16 protein-coding genes are annotated in these 21,483 nt (G+C 39.6%); 3 read left to right on the forward strand and 13 right to left on the reverse strand.

Features of this window, described 5'->3' with window-relative positions; all coding sequences use genetic code 11:
• Nucleotides 1-10 precede the first annotated feature (10 nt).
• Complete coding sequence (locus MHH64_RS00365; RefSeq protein WP_095307643.1) at nt 11-1,180, reverse strand: ParM/StbA family protein; 1,170 nt, start codon at nt 1,178-1,180, stop codon at nt 11-13.
• A 502-nt stretch (nt 1,181-1,682) separates the two neighbouring features.
• On the opposite strand from MHH64_RS00365, the gene MHH64_RS00370 reads away from it, so the two are divergent.
• The gene (locus tag MHH64_RS00370; protein WP_340002463.1) at nt 1,683-2,957 is read left to right on the forward strand and encodes a GGDEF domain-containing protein; all 1,275 of its coding nucleotides are present in this window, start codon (nt 1,683-1,685) and stop codon (nt 2,955-2,957) included.
• A gap of 39 nt (nt 2,958-2,996) precedes the next feature.
• On the opposite strand, the gene rlmN is transcribed toward MHH64_RS00370, so the two are convergent.
• The 3 genes from rlmN to gltB form a co-directional block, all read right to left on the reverse strand.
• Nucleotides 2,997-4,064: a 23S rRNA (adenine(2503)-C(2))-methyltransferase RlmN gene (rlmN, locus tag MHH64_RS00375; RefSeq protein ID WP_095314144.1), complete on the reverse strand. Its 1,068-nt coding sequence runs from the start codon at nt 4,062-4,064 to the stop codon at nt 2,997-2,999.
• Nucleotides 4,065-4,373: 309 nt separating this feature from the next.
• Complete coding sequence (locus MHH64_RS00380; RefSeq protein WP_340002464.1) at nt 4,374-5,858, reverse strand: glutamate synthase subunit beta; 1,485 nt, start codon at nt 5,856-5,858, stop codon at nt 4,374-4,376.
• A 46-nt stretch (nt 5,859-5,904) separates the two neighbouring features.
• Nucleotides 5,905-10,509 carry a glutamate synthase large subunit gene (gltB, locus tag MHH64_RS00385; RefSeq protein WP_340003240.1) on the reverse strand — a complete coding sequence of 1,535 codons (4,605 nt, stop codon included), beginning with the start codon at nt 10,507-10,509 and terminating at the stop codon, nt 5,905-5,907.
• Between the two features lie 647 nt (nt 10,510-11,156).
• Here gltB and MHH64_RS00390 point away from each other — a divergent pair.
• Complete coding sequence (locus MHH64_RS00390) at nt 11,157-12,182, forward strand: SEC-C metal-binding domain-containing protein (RefSeq protein WP_095314139.1); 1,026 nt, start codon at nt 11,157-11,159, stop codon at nt 12,180-12,182.
• Nucleotides 12,183-12,398: 216 nt separating this feature from the next.
• Nucleotides 12,399-13,421 carry an LLM class flavin-dependent oxidoreductase gene (locus MHH64_RS00395; protein ID WP_340003241.1) on the forward strand — a complete coding sequence of 341 codons (1,023 nt, stop codon included), beginning with the start codon at nt 12,399-12,401 and terminating at the stop codon, nt 13,419-13,421.
• Between the two features lie 63 nt (nt 13,422-13,484).
• Here the strand turns inward: MHH64_RS00395 and MHH64_RS00400 are convergent, their stop codons facing one another.
• From MHH64_RS00400 to MHH64_RS00440, 9 genes are all read right to left on the reverse strand, one after another.
• The gene (locus MHH64_RS00400; protein ID WP_095314137.1) at nt 13,485-14,273 is read right to left on the reverse strand and encodes an ion transporter; all 789 of its coding nucleotides are present in this window, start codon (nt 14,271-14,273) and stop codon (nt 13,485-13,487) included.
• A gap of 31 nt (nt 14,274-14,304) precedes the next feature.
• Nucleotides 14,305-14,943 (reverse strand): pentapeptide repeat-containing protein, encoded by a 639-nt coding sequence (locus MHH64_RS00405; RefSeq protein WP_095314135.1) that lies wholly within the window; start codon nt 14,941-14,943, stop codon nt 14,305-14,307.
• Between the two features lie 266 nt (nt 14,944-15,209).
• A complete protein-coding gene (locus tag MHH64_RS00410; RefSeq protein ID WP_095314133.1) occupies nt 15,210-15,593 on the reverse strand; it encodes a Na+/H+ antiporter subunit G in 384 nt (127 codons plus the stop codon).
• Nucleotides 15,571-15,855, reverse strand: a complete 285-nt coding sequence (locus tag MHH64_RS00415; RefSeq protein ID WP_095314131.1) for a Na(+)/H(+) antiporter subunit F1 — start codon at nt 15,853-15,855, stop codon at nt 15,571-15,573. The genes MHH64_RS00410 and MHH64_RS00415 overlap by 23 nt, the downstream gene beginning before the upstream one ends.
• A complete protein-coding gene (locus MHH64_RS00420) occupies nt 15,855-16,337 on the reverse strand; it encodes a Na+/H+ antiporter subunit E (protein ID WP_095314129.1) in 483 nt (160 codons plus the stop codon). The genes MHH64_RS00415 and MHH64_RS00420 overlap by 1 nt, the downstream gene beginning before the upstream one ends.
• A 47-nt stretch (nt 16,338-16,384) precedes the next feature.
• Complete coding sequence (locus tag MHH64_RS00425; protein WP_095314128.1) at nt 16,385-17,863, reverse strand: Na+/H+ antiporter subunit D; 1,479 nt, start codon at nt 17,861-17,863, stop codon at nt 16,385-16,387.
• The gene (locus MHH64_RS00430) at nt 17,856-18,197 is read right to left on the reverse strand and encodes a Na(+)/H(+) antiporter subunit C (RefSeq protein WP_095314126.1); all 342 of its coding nucleotides are present in this window, start codon (nt 18,195-18,197) and stop codon (nt 17,856-17,858) included. The genes MHH64_RS00425 and MHH64_RS00430 overlap by 8 nt, the downstream gene beginning before the upstream one ends.
• 3 nt (nt 18,198-18,200) lie before the next feature.
• Nucleotides 18,201-18,623, reverse strand: a complete 423-nt coding sequence (locus tag MHH64_RS00435) for a Na(+)/H(+) antiporter subunit B (protein ID WP_095314124.1) — start codon at nt 18,621-18,623, stop codon at nt 18,201-18,203.
• Nucleotides 18,610-21,021: a Na+/H+ antiporter subunit A gene (locus tag MHH64_RS00440; RefSeq protein ID WP_340002465.1), complete on the reverse strand. Its 2,412-nt coding sequence runs from the start codon at nt 21,019-21,021 to the stop codon at nt 18,610-18,612. The genes MHH64_RS00435 and MHH64_RS00440 overlap by 14 nt, the downstream gene beginning before the upstream one ends.
• Between the last annotated feature and the right edge of the window lie 462 nt (nt 21,022-21,483).

Genomic DNA, 21,483 nt, shown 5'->3' on the forward strand with positions numbered 1-21,483 from the left:
CTCACCCTATTTATTTTGCCTTTTCGGTCGTTTTTTCTTCCTTTGTATCTTTTTCTGCTTTACGACTAAAATCGGTGATTAACTTATAATACGCATTTGCCATCATCCAGATGCTTTCATTCTCATCCTCAAAGAATTCGATATTATAGCCATCTAGTTTATTATTTAATGCTTTAATGTAATCTTTCAATACGGCAGAACCGCCACCTACAAAATAGCAAATTTCAGATTGTGAATTTTTCGCCCAGACATTTCTTAAGAAGCGATATTCTTTTTTCGCCAAATCAAGCAGGATGTGATCGGTAATATCATGGACATTCGTTCTGCTACCTCTAACCATGATGTGGTGGCGATCATTCTTTCGAGTTATAATATCAACCACATCGCGACGGCTGTCCAATTCCACCCCATGCCGTGATCTGATTTCTTCACGAATTGCTTCTAGTGATTCAGATACACCGAGATTAAATCCTTGTGCCTTATCATCATCCACATTTCGATTTCGGATGACAGCAATATCTGTTGATAAGCCACCAATATCCTGAATTAAAATTTGCTTATCAATTAGTTCCTTGTTAATAACTTTTAAGTCATTGTCCATAATTAAATTGACATATGCCGCAAATCCTTCTGGATAGACTTTTACTTCCTCAAATTTAATGTTTACTTTTTTGCCTTGGTGCTTCGGTGTAACTAGAAATTCTACTTGGTGTACAGAGCCTAATAATTGGGAACGGTAGCCGACATCTTTCCCCTCTTTTACTTCTCTTAATGGAAGGCCTGTCCCTAATGTATACGTAGCATCAATTACATCATTTTTTTCTTTAAAGTCATTTGTAGACACTGCATCTAATGCCAATGCAGCAAAAAGCATGATCAACGTTTGATCTTCTTCCGATTTGCTGCTGCCTGGATCGAGCTCTTGAGAATTGTTCGTTTTCGTTGCAAGGTTCCCTACACGATATACAATATTATTTTCATCTAAAGCAGGGGAGTGTACACGGATATGGATATTATCCAATACCTCTTTCTCATCTAATTCTTCAATCCCAATTACAGGACGATCTTCTAGATCAGGTGCAATCACATTCGGAATGTATAATTCATTTTCTAATTTACCAAAGTTCCCTTTCAGTGCATCGTTTCCAACATCCACTGCTGCAATTCTTGATTTCACCATTTTTGTAAAACCCCTCTCTTATTTCCATACAGTTATAGAATACTCTTTTTTCATACTATAAACAACAAGACTATTTATGCATACTTTTTTGTATACTTGTTTACATTTTGCATTCGTTAATACATCAACGTGTAAACGTGTTTGCAAACATGTATACTTAATTGTAAACAAGTTTACTTTTAAAGTATACATGTTTACACTTTTGTAATCAAGGGGTGATTTTACATATTTAGGTATTACTATGATATTTTGGAATTTAAATTTAGACCCCTTCCCTCCCCCTAAACTTGTTTTTACAATGTAAATTTCCCTTTAATGTATTGTTTGATTCTGAAGTGAATAATTAACATTACAACTATTGGAAAAAATAACTAAAAAACCTAAGTTTTTTCACAATATTTTGCTAGCTTATGGTATGATAGTTTTAGTAGGATTATATACCTATTACTATTTTATCAGTTGTAAACATCTATGTTTCTTTCGTTGGAGGGTAGTACTACTAATGAACAGACTTAAAGGTTATATCATTACTATATTTATGATTTCGTTAGCTGTTTCTATTATATCTGGTCCAATCAACATAGATTTATCACGATATACCAAAATATTTCTCGTATATCTACTTTTCACCACTCTATATTCCCATTTAAAAACCGTTATTCGAACAGGAAATGTCAATGTTGATTACAGTATTTCTTACAGTTTCTCCTTTGTTTTAATAACCGGACCTTTAGGATTGTTTCTATTTGAAATTATGAATCGCTTTTATATTTATTTTTACCGAAAGCGAACAGGGACAGCGGATGAAGATGAATTCTTACATACCTTCTATAACATCGGAGGACCCGCCCTCCTTCACACGATTGGGTATTACTTATTCTACGAACTTTATCCATTTGTTGGGGGAATACCATTCGGCTTTTGGGGGTTATTTATTGCAATTGTAGCATTCACGGATTTTTTATCCTCCCTTTTATTGCTGTCTGTATTTAAGTTAACAGGGAATATAGGAACAAGACAGAATGCGATTAATTTTATCAAAGGAAGAAGTATTTTTGATACGCTAAAAATGGCTTTATCCAATGGATTATTGTTTATTTTCCTTGCAGAGCAACATTGGGAAGCAGTCATTGCTTTGTTTGTCCTCAACTATCTTGTTAGCCGATCGGCTGCAATTAAAAATCAAAGCATACAGCATAAAATTGAGCGAGATCGCTTTGAACAGATGGCTTATACTGACTTCTTGACAAAAACACATAACCGTAGCTACATGAATAAGATTATGAATGAATTGAACAAAACAGATGAAAATATTGCACTTATTGTCTCAGATATTGATACGTTTAAAAATATTAATGATACCTTTAATCACGCTGTCGGAGATTCTGTTATCCAACACTTCGCAAAAACATTAAAAAACAATCTTGATGAAGCAGATTATTTGTTCCGAAGCGGTGGTGAGGAATTTACGATTATCCTGAAAAATCGAGATTTTCCTTCTTGTGTTGCACTTTTAAAGCAGATAAATCATGAAGTGGAGACAAATCCAGTACATGCTGAATACAAAGGTGAGGATACAACAATCTATTATACAGCTTCATTTGGTATGTATTATTTCAAAACAAATGACAAGCTAAATATAAAGCAAGCATACATTCATGCTGATGATCTGCTGCTCGAATCCAAAAGACTAGGAAGAAACCAAGTCACGGTGATGGAGGATAAAGGAGTTTCTGCTGAACGAACTACTGAAGCTATGAAAGGTTATAAAATATAAACAGCGCCAAGCTAAACTGGCGCTGTTTATTTATATTATTTACATTGCTTTTGATTTTTTTATTTGTTTACTTCTTAATTGTCCACAAGCTGCATCAATGTCGGCACCATTTTCCCAACGGACACCACAATGGATCCCTCTTGCTTTCAGTGTTTCAAAAAATTGCTGGATTGAACTAGACTCACTTCGCTGGTATTCACTATGCTCGTCAACCGTATTGTACGGTATCAGATTTACATATGCTAGGTGTCGATGGTCTTTAATTAGATTAGCAAGCTGAATTGCTTCTTCTTTATGGTCATTGATGTCTTTAAGCATGATATATTCGTACGTGATTCTTCGATTTTTCTTTTCTAAATAATAGTCAACAGCCTTCATAAGCTTTTCAATCGGGAATGCCTTATTGATTTTCATTATTCGGGAACGAAGCTCGTTGTTTGGTGCATGTAAAGATAAGGCAAGGTTTACTTGGATGTCTGTATCTGCAAACTCATACATTTTGTGAGCAAGCCCACTAGTTGATACCGTAATATGTCTTGCTCCAATGTTCAGACCAGCATCATCATTAACAACATACAGGAAGTCCATCAAGTTCTTATAGTTATCGAGTGGCTCACCGATTCCCATTACAACGATATGACTCACACGATCCCCTTCACCTTTCGTGTCCAAATGCTTTTGCACGTTCATAATTTGTTCCACGATTTCTCCACTCGTTAAGTCACGACTTTTTGGAAGCAGTCCACTTGCACAGAATGTACAACCGATATTACAGCCTACTTGCGTCGTTACACAAACAGATAAACCATATGGGAAACGCATGAGAACCGTTTCGATTAAATTACCATCAGCTAGTTTAAACAAAAATTTGATGGTACCGTCCTTCGATTCTTGTCTGATTTCCTCACCAAGTGTATGCAGGACAAAGTTCTCTTCCAGCAATTCAATGGTGTCTTTGTTTACATTTCGCATCTCACTGAAGTTTGAAACGCGCTTTTTATACAACCAATTCCAAACTTGATCAGCGCGGAAACGTTTCTCGCCACGCTCAACAAGCCATTCCGTAAGTTGCTTATATGTTAGTCCATAAATGGATGTTTTACTCATTGTATACCCTCATTTCGCTTCATTGCTACTACTATAGTACATATTACTCTATCTCTCCTTTCGTAGCAAATGGTTTTTGTTGAAGGCACCTCTTGTTATTGCTCCATAGGCGCGTGTGCAAAAGGAGAATAAAAGGACTGCGAACTACAGGCGTAGCTCCCCGCAGCGGAACATATCGATTTAAAGGTTCCAATGCGCAACATCTCAGCTCGAAAACGATTTAAGCACACGTTTCGTACCAATTCACAGCACAATGCTATAAGCATTAAAAGACATGCTGCATAAGTACAGCATGTCTTTTAATGCCAATTATGGCAGTATCGTTTCACCCATTAGGTATCGGTCGCATTCTCTTGCGGCTGCTCTTCCTTCATTAATTGCCCATACAATAAGACTCTGACCACGTCGCATGTCACCGGCTGCAAATATACCTTCCACATTCGTTGTAAACTTGCCGTAGGTTGCTTTTACAGTCGTGCTTTTTGTTGTTTCTATCTTTAGCTGCTTAATTAAATCTTGATCAGGTCCTTTGAATCCGATGGCAATTAATACAAGGTCTGCTGGCCATACTTTTTCAGTCCCCGGAATTGCCTCACGAATCTTTTTACCGCGTTCGTAGCGTGTTTTTACGTTTATCGTGTGCACTTCTTTTACGTGACCATTTTCATCACCAACAAATCTCGTTGTTTGCACAGCATATGCCCTTGGGTCCTCACCTTGAAACGCTTCTGCTTCTGTATGTCCATACTCGACACGGTGAATTTTTGGGTATTGCGGCCATGGATTGGTCTCTTCCTCACGCAGCAAATTTTTCTTTTCGTAAATATCAAACTGTGTAAGGCTCCTGCAATTATGTCTGACAGAGGTTGCTAAGCAATCGGTTCCTGTATCTCCCCCACCAATCACAATAACATCCCTATCCGCTGCAGAAATATAATTACCATCTTCTAGATTGGAATCAAGCAAGCTTTCCACATTGGCATGTAAAAAGTCCATTGCAGGGTAAATCCCCTTTAAATCACTGCCTTCAACTGGCATATCACGATGCAGAGTAGCACCGCCGCACAAGATGGTTGCATCAAAATCAGCACTTAAATCATCAATTGTTACATCTTTTCCTACTTCTGTATTCGTAATAAATTCGATGCCCTCTTGCTCCAAAATTACCACACGTCTCATTACAATCTCATATGCAAGCTTCATTTCTGGAATTCCATAGGTTAGGAGCCCGCCAACACGCTTATCACGCTCAAATACGGTTACGGAATGTCCTGCTTTATTTAATTGATCTGCAGCTGCAAGCCCTGCTGGTCCAGAGCCAATAACGGCAACACGTTTTCCCGTCCGGGTTTTGGGAGGTTTAGGAACGACCCACCCCTCAGCAAATCCCTTTTCAATGATAGAACGTTCCACGCTTCGAATTGCCACAGCAGGTTCATTAATTCCAAGGACACATGCCCCCTCACATGGTGCCGGACATGCAATCCCTGTAAATTCGGGAAAATTATTCATCTGATGCTCACGGTCAAGCGCTTCTTTCCATTTCCCTTCGTAAACAAGCTGATTCCATTCTGGGATAAGATGGTAAACTGGACAACCTGATGTTACCCCGTTAATTTCCATCCCAGAATGGCAGGTAGGCACACCACAATCCATGCAACGCGCCCCCTGTTGCTGTACCACTTTGTCCGTCATCGGTATTGTATAATCATCCCAGTCCTGTATTCGCTCTCTGGGATTTCTTACCGAACGAGTTTCCCGTTCATATTCCATAAATCCGGTTACTTTCCCCATTTAATGCCCCCTCCTTTTTGAACACACACTTTTTAAACATTTTCATCTAGATGATTTCTAGTTTACGATTCTTCTTTTCTGCAACGTTACCTTTGCTTTCCTTAAAAGCTGTCATTTCTGCTTCAAATTTATCTAAGCCACTATCCAACAAGTAGTTAATTCGTTCCCTCATTTTCACATAAGCTTTCGGAATGATTCTGACAAATTGCTTCGAGTAATTTTCCCAATAAGCAAGTATTCTTGTAGCGTGAGCGCTGTCTGTGTAGCTAATATGCTTTTCGATTTGTTGATAAATAGCATCCAATTCCTCAGGATCATCAACCCTGCCGACATTTACCATGGCAGGATTCATCCGATCACGGAATGTATTATCTTCATCAAAGACATAAGCGACGCCACCAGACATTCCTGCCGCAAAGTTTCTTCCGGTTCCACCAAGGATAATAACTTTTCCACCTGTCATATATTCACAGCCATGATCACCAATACCTTCTACCACTATCGTTGCACCGCTGTTCCTTACCGCAAAACGCTCTCCGGCAATTCCACGGATATAAGCTTCTCCGCTTGATGCGCCGTAAAATGCAACATTTCCAATTATCGTATTTTTCTCTGGTCGGAAGGTTACAGACGGAGCTGTTTTGACAACTATCTTACCTCCAGATAAACCTTTACCAACAAAATCATTCGCATCACCAATAAGGTTAAGCGTCATTCCTTTCGGGATAAATGCACCAAAGCTTTGACCAGCGGACCCATTGAAATTCAATTTAATTGTATCCTCGGGCAAGCCCATTTCACCGTACCGTTTTGTTATTTCACTACCGAGGAGTGTTCCCGTAACCCGATTGATATTACGAATAGCAACGGTAAATTCAATTGGGTTCCCTTCCTCAATTGCTGTTTCGCAAATCGGAATAAGCTCTTGATAATCCAACGTCTTCTCAATACCATGATCCTGACTTTTGGTTGCATAATGGTCAATTTCAAATGGCAGCTCTGGACGATAAAGTAATGCCGATAAGTCTAAGTCCTTTGCTTTCCAATGATCTAGTTTGTTTGTCTCGAGCACATCCGATCTTCCAACCATTTCATTTATAGTTCGAAAACCAAGCTCTGCCATTAATTCTCTTGTTTCTTCAGCAATGAATCGCATAAAGTTTACAACATGTTCTGGGTCACCATTAAATTTCTTTCTTAATTCCGGATTTTGCGTTGCAATTCCTACCGGACATGTATCTAAATGACAGACTCGCATCATGACACAGCCTAATGCAACGAGTGGTGCTGTTGAAAATCCATATTCTTCTGCGCCTAATAAGGAAGCAACGACTACATCCCTGCCCGTCATCATTTTCCCGTCTGTCTCCACTGTAATCCGGTCACGCAATCCATTTAAAAGCAGCGTTTGATGTGTTTCAGCTAGACCAATTTCCCACGGCAGTCCGGTATGCTTTAAGCTTGTGCGCGGCGCGGCGCCAGTCCCACCATCATAACCACTGATCACAACATGATCCGCACGGCCTTTTGCAACACCTGCTGCAATTGTTCCGACACCAACTGCTGCAACGAGTTTTACACTAATACGAGCATTTGGATTAGCATTTTTCAAATTGAAAATCAGCTCAGCAAGGTCTTCAATCGAATAAATATCATGGTGTGGCGGAGGTGAGATTAGTTCAACACCCGGAGTGGAACCACGAACCTCTGCTACCCAAGGGTATACCTTCTCTCCAGGCAGCTGACCACCTTCACCTGGCTTTGCCCCTTGAGCAACTTTAATTTGAATCTCATCGGCATTGACTAAATAATTGCTCGTTACCCCAAAACGTCCGGAGGCAACTTGTTTTATTGCACTTCTCCTTAAATCTCCATTCTCATCAGGCAGAAAACGATTCGAATCTTCTCCACCTTCTCCGGTATTACTTCTGCCTCCAAGCCGGTTCATTGCGATTGCTAAGGCTTCATGCGACTCTTTACTAATTGAACCAAAGGACATCGCCCCTGTTTTAAAACGCTTCACAATCGCTTCAATTGGTTCCACTTCTTCGATTGGTACAGGTGTACGTTTTTTAAAACGTACCAAACCACGAAGGGATTGCAGATTATTCGAATCATCCGTGAGCATGCTTGAATATGTTTTAAATAGCTCATAGTTATTGCTGCGGACAGCATGCTGCAATGTTTGTATCGTCCTCGGATTATATTGGTGGTCTTCACCATTCTCACGGTACTGGAATTCATCTCCCGCTGGCAGGTTGTTATTTCCCCCACGGTTCGTTTGAAAAGCAATATCATGTCTTATTAGCGTTTCTTTTTCAATTATCTCTAGGCCAATCCCGCCAAGTCGAGAAGCAGTTCCTGTAAAAAACCTGTCAATTACATCATCACGAATACCGACCGCTTCAAATATTTGTGCACCCCGATAGCTTTGAATTGTTGAAATACCCATTTTCGATAAGATTTTAATTATCCCGTCTGTAACGGATGATACATATCTTTTATGTGCTTGTTTTTCCGTAACAGCTTCCAACTCACCTTTTTCGATTAATTCAGTAAAGGTGTTCAATGCTAGATACGGATTAATCCCTTCCGCCCCATATCCGATTAGCGCAGCAAAATGGTGCACTTCTCGGGGTTCACCAGACTCTACAAGCAGGCTTACTTGTGTACGAACTCCTTTACGAATTAAATGATGATGCAAACCGGATACAGCTAGTAATGCAGGAATCGCTGCTTTATCTTTTGAAACTCCCCGATCAGAGAGGATGAGTATTGTAACTCCTGCATCGATAGCCGCATCCGCTTTGTCAAATAACGCTTCTAGGGCTGATTCCATATTACCTTGGCCTTCTGCTGCATCAAAAAGACAGGACAATGTTATGGTCCGAAATGCCTTCAACTGCTGCTGTCGTATCTTCTCAAGCTCCTCATTTCGTAAAATAGGTGTGTTCAATCGAATATGCCGGCAATTTTCTGCTGTTGGCTGTACGAGATTCCCTTCCGCTCCAATCGTTGTTTCTGCCATCGTGATAATTTTTTCCCGAATCGCATCCAGTGGTGGGTTCGTAACTTGTGCAAAGAGCTGTTTAAAATAGTTATACAGAAGCTGTGGTTTTCTAGATAAGACAGCTAACGGAGAGTCATACCCCATAGAACCAATCGGATCTTTTCCTTCTGATACGAGAGGCTTCATTATTTTAGTTAGTTCTTCACGTGTATAGCCAAACGCCAATTGCTGCTTGAGTATTTCCTCCCCATGATACAGCGGAGCTTTCTGATGCCCATCTGGCAAATCCTCCAGTTTGATTTTGTTTTCTAACCAGCTCTTATATGGCTGTTCGGATGCGATTTGCATTTTAATCGTTTCATCAGGAATAATGACACCCTTTTCCAAGTCAACGAGCAGCATTTTCCCAGGTGTCAATCGATCTTTGTACAAAATATCGTCTGCAAAGATATCCAATGCCCCTACTTCAGAACCAAGGACAATCATGCCGTCCTTTGTTACATAGTACCTTGCAGGTCGGAGCCCATTACGATCGAGACATGCTCCGATTTGATTGCCATCTGTGAATACAAGTGCTGCTGGCCCATCCCAGGGTTCCATTAAGGTACTATGGTATTCATAGAAATCACGCTTTTCTTCGCGAATCATCGCATCATTCGACCATGGTTCTGGTACCATCATCATGGCGCTGTGTGCGAGTGATCTTCCTGATAGATGCAGAAACTCAAAAGTATTGTCAAAAATGGATGAATCACTGCCATCAACATCGAGTACCGGCAAGATTTTCTCTAGCTCTTCTTCGGTGAAATATTCAGACTGACAAAGCTTTTCACGAGCCTGCATCCAATTTACATTTCCGCGTAACGTATTAAATTCTCCATTGTGTATGGTGTATCGATTCGGGTGAGACCTTTTCCAGCTTGGAAAAGTGTTTGTACTAAAGCGTGAATGCACGAGTGCTAAAGCAGATTTAAACTCCGGATGATTCAAGTCAATATAAAAGGCATCCAATTGTTCTGGAATAAGCATTCCTTTATACACAATCGTACGTGTCGATAAACTGCAAACATAAACATCTTCGTATTTCGGTTCTTCTGCAACGACTTTCTCGATATATTTCCGGATAACATACAGTTTACGTTCGAAGGCCATTTGATCTTTTATAGCATCCGACTTTTGGATGAAAAATTGACGGACTGTGGGCATACTTTTCGCCGCGACAATACCGATGAAGGATTCATTTGTAGGAACAGGACGCCACCCTAAAAAGGTTTGCCCTTCTTCTTGCACAATACGTTCAATTATCTTTCTGCATATCATACGAAGTTGCCGGTCACGGGGTAAAAATACCATCCCTACCCCATAATCTCCTTCACGAGGAAGGTCGATGTTTTCCTTCGCGCACTGCTTTTGAAAAAAACGGTCAGGTATTTGTGTCATTATTCCTGCGCCATCTCCAGTACTTGTATCTGCAGACTGTCCTCCACGATGCTCTAAATTGCATAGAATATTAATCGCGTTTTGGACAATATTGTGGGTTTTCTTGCCATTAATATTCGCAATCATGCCTATACCACATGCCTCATGCTCGAAATCAGGTCGATATAGGCCCTGTTGTTTTGGGAATCCATTCCTTGTCATCACAACAGCTCTCCTCCCTCTTATTTGTCATACATCATAAAGAAACTGGCACTATAAACAGGTTCTTCATCTGTGTTCGATATTATATCACAAAAAATCTGTTAACATAAAATTCAGATTACATTTTTTGTTAATGTAAACGATTACATTTTGGTTTTTTGTAATTTTTTTTTGGTAAAAACCCATGCGTACCAAGGGTTTTGGAATTCAATCACTTTTTTTACATTTTCTTAGATAATTAATGCCATTTTGTTATGAATCATATTTTCTAAAGAGATTAATTAGGAATATATTCCTTTTTCTCGCGCTCGAAACACACCTATATTAACGTTAGAAAATTTTATCTTTTAATACGTTAACGTCATCAACAGCAAATGATGGTATAATAGCCTTGTTAGCGTTCCAGAATGTATCTGTTTGTTGATTCTGCATCAAAAGCAATACTATACACCGAATTCAAAGCAAGAAGAAAATATAAATTGCATCAAGATGAATAGGTTATTCTTCATTCTTGCAGATAGAAAAGTTTTAAGCTTTTCTATCTGCTTTCGCTTTTTATTAAATACCATTGATTCGTCTTTCGATGGAATTAAATTATAATAAGTGTGCGTACCTAAAAGAGATTACTATAAGAAGGGGTTGTTACTTTGAACAAGCCAAAAAGAAATGATCCATGTACATGTGGCAGTGGCAAAAAATACAAAAAATGCTGCGGATCTTCAAATGTTACTACAATAAGTCCTGAAGTTTACAATTCGGAATTAGAGAATTTCCATATAAAACTAATTTCCTTCGCCATGCAACAATACGAATCAGAACTAGAGGAGCTAACTCTACGATATCCTCAGCCATTCATTGGAGAAAATGAGGAACTATCCAAGATTTACATGGCAGGCCTAACGTTTTGGGCGATACCGAATCTTCCATTTTTGAAGAATGACCAAACGATTTTTGCAACATTTTATCAAAAACAGGAATCAAAAATGAGATACACAAATACAAAAAATACATTCGCAGCCTGGGCAAACACGGTTCCAAGTATATTCGACATTCTTACCATTGATAAAGAAGCACAGCAGGCTCATTTGCGTGATGTCTTAACAGATGAAAACTATATCATTCCGTTTACGGAAGAGGATGACTTTAAAGCAGGAAATCTAGCTATTGGCGTTACCGTTCCATATGTCGGTTATCACAACTTCCTGTTTACAATGGTGGAATTATTCGATAAAGACAGGGAGAAAATTATAGCGATGACCAAATCTTACGCTCGTATGGAAGGCGGTCTAGCAGAAAACTTCCCAGCCCTTTTAGCTGATATCCTAGTATATGAAGACCCTAAATTTGAGTGGCCAAATCCAGCACAGGAAAAGGTTGCAGAACTATTCGAAAAGCAGATGCAGGAAAAAGGAATGGATGAACAAATTATCTCAATTGGTGTTAAGCTCTGGAACATTTACTGCTCCAAGGAGAATCCAACATTTAAAAAACTCGGTTCCTACGCCGCGGCACTCGACTACTTTGTACAGGATAAGTTTCAGGAAGAGCCCGCTACCCAAAGTCGGCTCGCCAAGGAGTATGAGACAACTGCTACAACCGTTTCTTCCAATTATCGAAAGCTTACAAAAGTGTTGGATAGCGAATGGAAGCAGCTAATGAACAAAAGTGAATGACGAATCAACAATGGTGTACATAGCATGCAACTGCTAATACAAGATGAACCGCAGGATTGATTTAAGAACAAAACAGATATTTTACGATTCCCAACATCTGTTTTGTTCTTTTTGTTTTTCGCATTCGATAAATTATCCATAACAAGCTAATTATTGGACTATCCTCCTAAAAACACTTATCATTTCTTACTAATAACCATATATCTAGGAGGGAAAATTTTGACTGCGCATCCTACAAATACGTTTAATAATATTCCTTTGTCTGTACTTGATTTAGCACCAATAACAGAAGGAAGTGATGCTACTGCGTCCTTTAAAGAGAGTGTCGAACTTGCTCAGCATGTGGAAAAGTGGGGATTTAACCGCTTCTGGCTAGCAGAGCACCATAATATGCCGGGCATTGCTAGCTCAGCAACGTCCGTGCTCATCGGCCATATCGCTGGAAATACAAAGCATATTCGCGTAGGTGCAGGTGGTGTCATGCTTCCGAACCATGCAACCCTCGTCATCGCGGAGCAATTCGGCACGCTAGAATCTTTATTCCCCGGGCGAATCGATCTTGGACTAGGTCGTGCACCCGGAAGCGATCAAGCAACAGCTTACGCATTGCGCCGGACCTTGAATATGGGACCAGAGGACTTCCCAATGCAAGTGAACGAGCTGCAGGATTATTTTTCAGAAGAACCAGTATCACGTGTTCGAGCGGTTCCTGGACAAGGGCTCTCGATTCCAATTTGGTTGCTTGGTTCCAGTGATTTTAGTGCACGACTTGCTGCCCAAAAGGGATTGCCCTTCTCTTTTGCCAGTCATTTTGCACCAGCATATACCATCCCAGCTTTACAGCTGTATCGTGATCGTTTCCAACCTTCGGATGTGATGCAAAGGCCGTATGCAATGGTTGGTGTAAATGTCATTGCAGCTGAAACAGATGAAAAGGCTCAGTATCTAGCTAGTTCGCATCGTATGCAGTTTCTAAACCTGAGACGTGGTGAGCAAAAGAAACTGCAGCCGCCAATTGATAATATCGATGAAATTTGGTCACCAATGGAAAAAGCAGCGGTAGAAGAATCACTCGATCCTCGTACAACAATTGTCGGTAGTCCCGACACAGTAAAGAAAGGATTAATTGCTTTCCAAGAAGCAACTGGAGCTGATGAAATGATTATCAGCTCACAGATTTACCATCTAGAAGATCGCCTGCGCTCTTATGAAATTGTCGCTGAGCTAATGGATAAATAAACAACAAGCCTGCATCCTTTTTTATAGGATCAGGCTTGCTTTACATTGTAAGACCACAACCACTTACCCAGACTTCTTTTCCAGTAGCTTTTTAATATCCTGCAGCTCCTTTTGCATCTCGGCTAGCTTTTCATCAGTCGGTGAAGGTGTCTCCTCCCGGTTTGCCTCCTCAACGTTATTAACAACCACTCCAACGAAGAGGTTAATGATTACAAACGCACCAATGATAACAAAGGAGAAAAAGTATACCCATGCAAACGGCTCTGCTGTTAATAGCGGTCGCATGACACCACTTGACCAGGAATCAAGTGTTAACAGTTGAAAAAGCGTTAGCAACGTGTCATGCAGGGTTCCAAAATATTCTGGAGCAGTTGTTTGAAATAGCATTGTGCCAATAACAGCATAAATATAAAAGAAAATACCCAGCAATAGCAAGATCGTCCCCATTGATGGGATCGTAAGGAGCAGCGCATTTACCATCTTTCGAAGGGATGGAATAACCGAAATGGCTCTCAAAACACGCAATACGCGTAAAATCCTTAATACCGTAACATAATGTGCCCCAATTAATACATGTCCCCCTAGAATAATGACAAAATCAAATAGATTCCATGGCTCTCGAAAAAATGATCGAATGGAATTACTCCCAGTTAATCGAATGAGAATTTCTACCGTAAAAACCCAAAGCAATACTTGATCAGCTATGTATAAGATTGTTGCATAGTTTACTATAAAGTATGGATATGTCTCAAGACCAACTAATATCGCATTCAAAATAATTAATCCGATAATGCTATTTCGAAATAATCGATGCTTCGCAATAACTGCACATCGCTTTCTCACTTGATTCATGAAGGTTGTGTCCACCCTTCTTTTCCTAATGTTATACCTTTATTTCTAGTCCAATCACACGCGCAAAGGCTAATGCTTGTTCTTCTGTAACGATACATCCAGGCAAGCTATCCCATGTCACTTGAAGCCCTTCAAAGGTGCATGTACTTAGGTCAACTCCCTTTAACGATGTATTCGCAAAGTTTACTTCATCCAAATTACATTCCGTAAATGCCACACGCTGAAAATTGCATTCATAAAAATCAGCACTGTTTAACGAACTGCTTTGAAACGCTACCTGTTTCAAATTCGCAAAACCAAATGTACTCAGTTTTGTTAGACAAGAGACAAACAATACATTTTCCAACGAAGCGTCAGCAAAGTTACTCCCTATTAGCTTAGAATCCTTGAATTCTACTCGATGAATACTTCCTTCACTGAAGTCAGCGTTCGCTAAATCACAATGGTCAAAAACACAGTCTAGTAAATCTGCTTTACGAAAAGACAGCGCATCAAAGGTAACATTTTTAAAAATAACTTCGTCACATCGAATGCTTTCAATCCCTTCTCCATCAATGTGACAATCTTTAATGATACACCGGTTATAATATATTTCTTCATCATACTGAAATACCTTTTCCTGTAATGCTCCCGATAGCTTTGGACGTTGAATTTTGAAACGTTCACCCATACAAATCATTCTCCAATCTGTTTCTCTTCTTATGGACTAGTATACTATAATCACTATTCTTTTTTTACCAAATAGTGATTCACAAATGTTTTTTCAAGGTGCTGAATCAAAGGCTCTAACCAAATAAACCTCTAGATTATCCTAGAACGTGTTTTAAGCCACTTTATAGCCTATTTTCTAATAAAACAAAGAAAAGGCACCCGAAGCACACACAAGTGCATCAGACGCCTTATTTTAAATGATTTATGCATAAAGGTCTCGAACAGTTAACGCAAATGGGACTGATCCTTCTCTTCTTCTTTTTGCGAAATAACTTCCTTCAACTCATCTTCTATCGTAATGTCTGCCATTTCAACATGCGCTCGGTAAGCAGCTCTAATGATTAAGTGACCCGCTACCGGGGCTGTCAGGAATACAAAAAGAATCCCCAATAAAAGCCTGACACTTACAAACGCTTCAGCTATCGCAAAGTATAGAAATGCACCGAGTAATGTTAATAGCACAGCTAACGTTGAACTTTTTGTCCCAGCATGTGAACGTGTATAGACGTCAGGAAAACGAATAATTCCAACAGCACTTATGACAGCCATTATTGATCCCGCCAGCATTAATACAGCAGCAATAAATTCACTTATCTCGTTTACGTTCAATGATAACACCCCTCTCGATATATTTGGAGAAGGCAATCGTACTAATAAACGCTAAAATCGCTAAAATAAGAATTACCTCTAAAAAAGCCGTGGTCCCTAGCAATACGGATATAACCGCGATACTGGATACGAGCATTACTCCAATCATATCCAGAGCAACAACACGATCTGGCAGACTTGGACCGATGACGATTCGATAAGCACTTATCGCAATTGCGATTCCGTAAAGTGATAAAGCCGTGATAAGCATCACTTCAATCATTACCTCGTCACCTCCATAATCGCTTTCTCAAATTTACCTAAGGATGTAATCAGCATATCTTTCGATTCTTCCACATCCATTCCATGAATATAAAAAGTATCTCCTTCCGGGTTCACTTCCATTACGACCGACCCTGGTGTTAATGTCAATAATAGGGCGAGAGCAGTTACTTCCCATTCCCCTTTTAAGACTGTTTCGTATTTGAATATCCCGGGCTTAATTTTAATTTTTGGACTTAGAATATGTCTAATAACAAGTATTGTTGAATGGAATAATTCACGATTAAAAATTAGGATTAGCTTAACCAATGCAAAAAACCGAGTGAGGTAGAAGCGTTGTCCAAAGAAACGGTGCATCAGAAAAACGATAACAATCCCAACCAAATACCCTGTCACTAACGTTGTAAATTTCAATTCTGTTTCATCACTAATTAATGTCCAAAGCACTGCGATAAACACGTTTAATAAAAATTGGGCGGGCATTCTAAATCCACCTCCTCTTGTAGTATGAACGACTTCTTAGTAATTGGTTAATCATTTAAAACCGCATCAATATAAATTTGGGGATTCATCAATGTATTCGCTGCATCTTGCACATAAATTGCAAGTGGTTCAGCGGCCAATCCTAAAATAACGGTTCCCGCAGTCAGCAGAACACATGGGATAAGCCAGCCTTTTTTCATTGGAATTTCATCTTCCTCACTAATAATCGTCTCTCCCCAAAAGCAGTTTAAGAAGACGCGCAGCAAGGAATAGAGAACAAAAATACTGGATATAAACGCTAAAGCAAGCAAAATATACGATCCACTATTAACCGCACCTTGTCCTACTAGCACTTTTCCGATAAATCCACTTAACGGAGGAACTCCAGCAAGAGAAAGCATAACAATAAAGAAAATCCAACCGAATAGTGGATAATTGCGAATTAGACCACTCATATAATCAATTCGCGTTTCACCAGTTACAATAATCATCGTTCCTGCAAGCAAGAACAATAATGCTTTAACAATCATGTCATGCATTAAATAATAAATCGATCCTTCCAACGCCTCTGGAGTCGCTACTGCAAGTCCGACCAGAATAAAACCAACCGCAATGATAACGTTATATGCAACAATTTGCCGAATATCTTTATACGCTATCGCTCCAATACTACCACCAATCAAGGTTAATCCTGCCAAGATACCAATTAACAAATGGGTAATTTGTTGTTCATGATAAAACAATAAGGTAAACGTCCGAATCATGACATAAATACCTACTTTTGTAAGCAATGCTCCGAACAATGCCGAAACAGCAGTCGCCGGCACACTATATGATCCAGGTAGCCAGAAATAAAGCAAGAGCCCTGATTTCAAAGCAAATACCGTTAAAAAGACAATACTGATTACGGTTAAGAGAGGCGTTTGCCCACTCTCAGCAATTCTTTCGGACAAATGCGCCATATTGAGCGTTCCAAGCGTACCGTATAAATAAGCAATCGCAATTAAGAAGAACCAGGAAGATAGAATATTAATCACAAGGTATTTCATCGATTCTCTCAATTGTACCTTTCTACCTCCAAGGGCAATCAGCACATATGAAGCTAAAAGCATAACCTCGAAGCAGACATATAAGTTAAACAAATCGCCTGTTAAGAATGAACCGTTCACACCCGCAACTAAAAAGTTTACAAACGAATAGAAAAACATATTTTCATAAGACTTTTCCACTGACGAAAAAGCATATAGTAAGCAGATGGCTGTGACGATACTTGTGGTTAATACTAAGATAACGGAAAACGAATCAGCAACAAACAAGATTCCAAACGGTGGCTGCCAGCCTCCAAAATCAAGTCGCTGTACGCCATCTGTCTGAATCCAATTTAACAAATAAATAGATATCCCGATATTCGCAATCATGACAAAGAAACTAATCCACCGCTGCGCCTTTACATAAGGCCTTAGGAAGATCAAAAGAATACCCGCCAGGACAGGGATAGCCATTGGCATGACAAGCAAATTATTCATGTTTTATCCCTCGCATTTCATTCAATTTATCTGTCCCTGTCGCCTGGTAAGTACGGTAAGCTAAAACAAGTGACATTGCAGTTACTGCAAAGCTAATAACAATAGACGTTAGAATAAGCGCCTGTGGGAGCGCGTCAACATAGGCTTCACCATCTTCTCCTCCTAGGATTGGCACACCTCCGGTTTTTAAACCACCCATTGTCATAATCAATAAATGAGCTGCATGGGAAAGAACAGCAGTACCCAAAACAACCCGTATTAAACTTCTAGATAAAATCAAATAGGTAGCAACTGATACTAACACACCTGTTAGGATGGTTATTAATGTCTCCATAGATTACACATCCTCACTAATACTTAGAATAATCGTTACAACTACCCCTACTACGACAAGTGCTACCCCAGCCTCAAAAATAGTTACAGTTGTAAGTTCTGTTTCCCCAAAGAAAGGGAGATTAAAATAGGCAAAAGACTGTGATAAAAATGGCACGTCAAAAATCAAAGCACCAAACCCAGTTCCTACGGAAAGAAAGGCACCAAAAGCTGCAACCTTCTTAAAGTCAACAGGAATTGCTTTCTGAACCGTTTCGATATCGTACACAATAAAAAGCAATACGAGTGCCGAGGCGAGGACAAGTCCGCCGATAAATCCCCCACCAGGACTATTATGACCTGCTAAAAACAGGTACGTTGCCAATGTAAGGATAATGAAAACAACAATTTTAGCCACTGTTCGTAAAATGACATTATTGATCTTCAAAGTGTTCATCCTCCTTTTTGGCTTTTAATTTGATGAATGTGTATACACCAATCCCAGCTATGAGGAGAACAACAACTTCAAGCATTGTATCAAACGCACGGAAATCACCAAGAATTGCATTTACAATGTTTTTCCCGCCTGCTAATTCATAGGAGTTTTCAAAATAACCTGAGATTGTTTCAAATAATCTTCCATTTTGTACTGCAAGCGCGATAACGGTAAAGACAACACCAACTAAAATCGAAATCACGATATTTACATTTCTTGACCTGCGAGGCACATCCTCTTTCTGCCATTCAGGCAGGAAATAATAAGCAACAAGGAAAAGCACCGTCGTTACAGTCTCCACGATAAGCTGCGTTAATGCCAGATCCGGAGCCCGGAAAAGGACGAAGAAAGCAGCTACCCCAAAACCAAGAATACTATTGATCAAAATCGCAGTCAGTCTCGATTTAGCAAATAAAATCGAAATAGCAGCTATCATCATGACGATAGCGATAATTGCTTCAAATGTCGTAATCGGCGCATTACCAGAAATATCAAAGCTATACGCGCCAGTGTAAAGGATTGTTCCCCCAATTGCGACAATGAAGAAAAGGTAAATATATACTAGATAATCACGAAGATATCCAGTCATGTAGTTGTTTGTAATAGCTGTCGATCGTTCCTCCATCCAATCAAGGATAAAGCTATAGAACACGTTAAACGACCATTTTTCCGGAAACAGGCGATATACACCAGTCCAATACTTGCGGTAGATATAAAGCAATGCTCCGATGATAACTACCCCAACTGTCATCCATAACTCTGGACTCTCCCAGCCATGCCATGCGTATATAGGCACACCTAATTCTTCACCAGAAAGCGTCGGGAAGATACTAGCCATCGCTGGGTGCAGCAAATAATCTCCAAGCAGATTTGGAACAAAGAATAGCCCAACTACAAGCAGTGCCAAGATCCCAGGCGCAACCAGCATACCAATTGGAGGTTCATGTGCAGGATGTTCCAGCTTCTCTTCCTGGTACGGCCCAAGGAATGTTTGAAAAACGATAATCATCGAATAGACAAAAGTAAAGATACTCGCTACCCACGCAATTATCGGTATTAAAACACCCCATGTATCTAGTGAGAAAAAACCAGCTTCACTTATATTTAAAGCAGCAGTAAAAAACATTTCTTTACTTAGGAAGCCATTGAAAAGCGGTAACCCAGCCATCGAGAAACTTCCAATTGTAGCAAAAGTAAATGTAATCGGCATTAAGGTGATTAACCCACCAAGCCTACGGATATCACGTGTTCCCACTTCATGGTCGACAATCCCTACGACCATGAATAGCGCCCCTTTAAATGTTGAGTGATTCACTAAGTGAAACAGCGCTGCGAAAGTTGCTTGTGTATAGAAAGTCGATTCCACAGTATAGCCAAAATGCAGCGCTGCAGAACCCATCCCAAACATACTCATAATCATACCAAGCTGACTAATTGTTGAATATGCAAGCAATGCCTTAAGATCTGTTTGGCGAACCGCATTAAAGGAACCCCAAAACAGTGTGAAGATACCGACACCTGTTACAAGCCAGAACCAGCTCACCTCTCCACCAAATATCGGAGTAAAGCGTGCAACTAAATAAATCCCCGCCTTAACCATTGTCGCTGAGTGCAAATAAGCACTGACTGGCGTTGGAGCTTCCATTGCATCTGGAAGCCAAATATGGAATGGAAACTGCGCCGACTTTGTAAATGCTCCTAATAATACCAAAATCATTGCTGGAATAAACAAAGCGTGGTTGGAAAACTCACTTACAAGCCCAATCACCTCACGAATACTCCATGTGCCTGTCATTGAATAAATCATAATAAATCCTACAAGCATCGCAAATCCACCCGCGACGGTAATGAGCAAGGATTTTCTCGCACCATCCCTCGACCGCTTGCGTTGATACCAGAATGCAATGAGTAAGAAAGAAGAAATACTAGTCAGTTCCCAGAAAACATATAAAACCATCATATTATCGGAAAGCACAACCCCAAGCATCGCTCCCATGAAAAGCATAAGATACGTATAGAAATGTCCAAGAGACTCTTTGGACGATAAATAGAAGATGGAATACAATATCACAAGTGACCCTACACCTGTAATTAACAGAGCTAGAATCAAGCTTAGCCCATCTAAATACGCAGTAAAGTTAATACCATATGCAGGAATCCAATGAACAGTATTCTCAATTACGTTTCCATTGGCAATGGAAGGAATGTAACGGGCAAGATAAATAAATAAGACCACTGATACGATAATAGCAAACCAACCAATATGGAATTTGGGGATTTTTTTGTAAATTAAAGGAATTAGTGCAGCTGCAATAAAAGGAATAATTATTGCGATGTTCAACGTCAACAAATGATAACCTCCATTCAAAATTGTTCCGGTCCCCACTCCTTAAAAAAGTGAAATTTCATTCATAGGCGATTCCCTTTCCGCCGATGAATTAGGGATTTACGGGGTGTTTATCCCCTACCTCCACGTTTTGCTTTTTTATCACGTTAATGCGTGAAAAGTTTTGGGCATAGTGAACTGGAGTTTACAAATAACATACGTTATATTCTACATCTTCAATTAAATTAATACAGAATATTTAAATACAATGATAAGAGCTCCTATCCTTAGATGGATGAAAGCAATCGTGAATTGAATTTTCGCAAACTCGCTTAAATTTCAGTGGAATGATAAGAGTGAATAAACTAAAAAAATATATAATGCGTAGAATACTACAGAAAATTGTAGTAATAATATAAACGGGATTTAAAAGGGAACTGTGATTTCCTCTGTTTATTATACAGGAAAATAATATGCTACGCACTT

It is taken from the genome of Oceanobacillus sp. FSL K6-0127 (assembly GCF_037983385.1).
GTDB lineage: Bacteria > Bacillota > Bacilli > Bacillales > Amphibacillaceae > Oceanobacillus > Oceanobacillus profundus.

Coding starts and splice junctions, on each gene's coding strand:
- MHH64_RS00365 (WP_095307643.1), bottom strand. CDS start 1,180: ATGGTGAAATCAAGAATTGCAGCAGTGGATGTTGGAAACGATGCACTG.
- MHH64_RS00370 (WP_340002463.1), top strand. CDS start 1,683: ATGAACAGACTTAAAGGTTATATCATTACTATATTTATGATTTCGTTA.
- rlmN (WP_095314144.1), bottom strand. CDS start 4,064: ATGAGTAAAACATCCATTTATGGACTAACATATAAGCAACTTACGGAA.
- MHH64_RS00380 (WP_340002464.1), bottom strand. CDS start 5,858: ATGGGGAAAGTAACCGGATTTATGGAATATGAACGGGAAACTCGTTCG.
- gltB (WP_340003240.1), bottom strand. CDS start 10,509: ATGACAAGGAATGGATTCCCAAAACAACAGGGCCTATATCGACCTGAT.
- MHH64_RS00400 (WP_095314137.1), bottom strand. CDS start 14,273: ATGAATCAAGTGAGAAAGCGATGTGCAGTTATTGCGAAGCATCGATTA.
- MHH64_RS00405 (WP_095314135.1), bottom strand. CDS start 14,943: ATGGGTGAACGTTTCAAAATTCAACGTCCAAAGCTATCGGGAGCATTA.
- MHH64_RS00415 (WP_095314131.1), bottom strand. CDS start 15,855: ATGATTGAAGTGATGCTTATCACGGCTTTATCACTTTACGGAATCGCA.
- MHH64_RS00420 (WP_095314129.1), bottom strand. CDS start 16,337: ATGCCCGCCCAATTTTTATTAAACGTGTTTATCGCAGTGCTTTGGACA.
- MHH64_RS00425 (WP_095314128.1), bottom strand. CDS start 17,863: ATGAATAATTTGCTTGTCATGCCAATGGCTATCCCTGTCCTGGCGGGT.
- MHH64_RS00430 (WP_095314126.1), bottom strand. CDS start 18,197: ATGGAGACATTAATAACCATCCTAACAGGTGTGTTAGTATCAGTTGCT.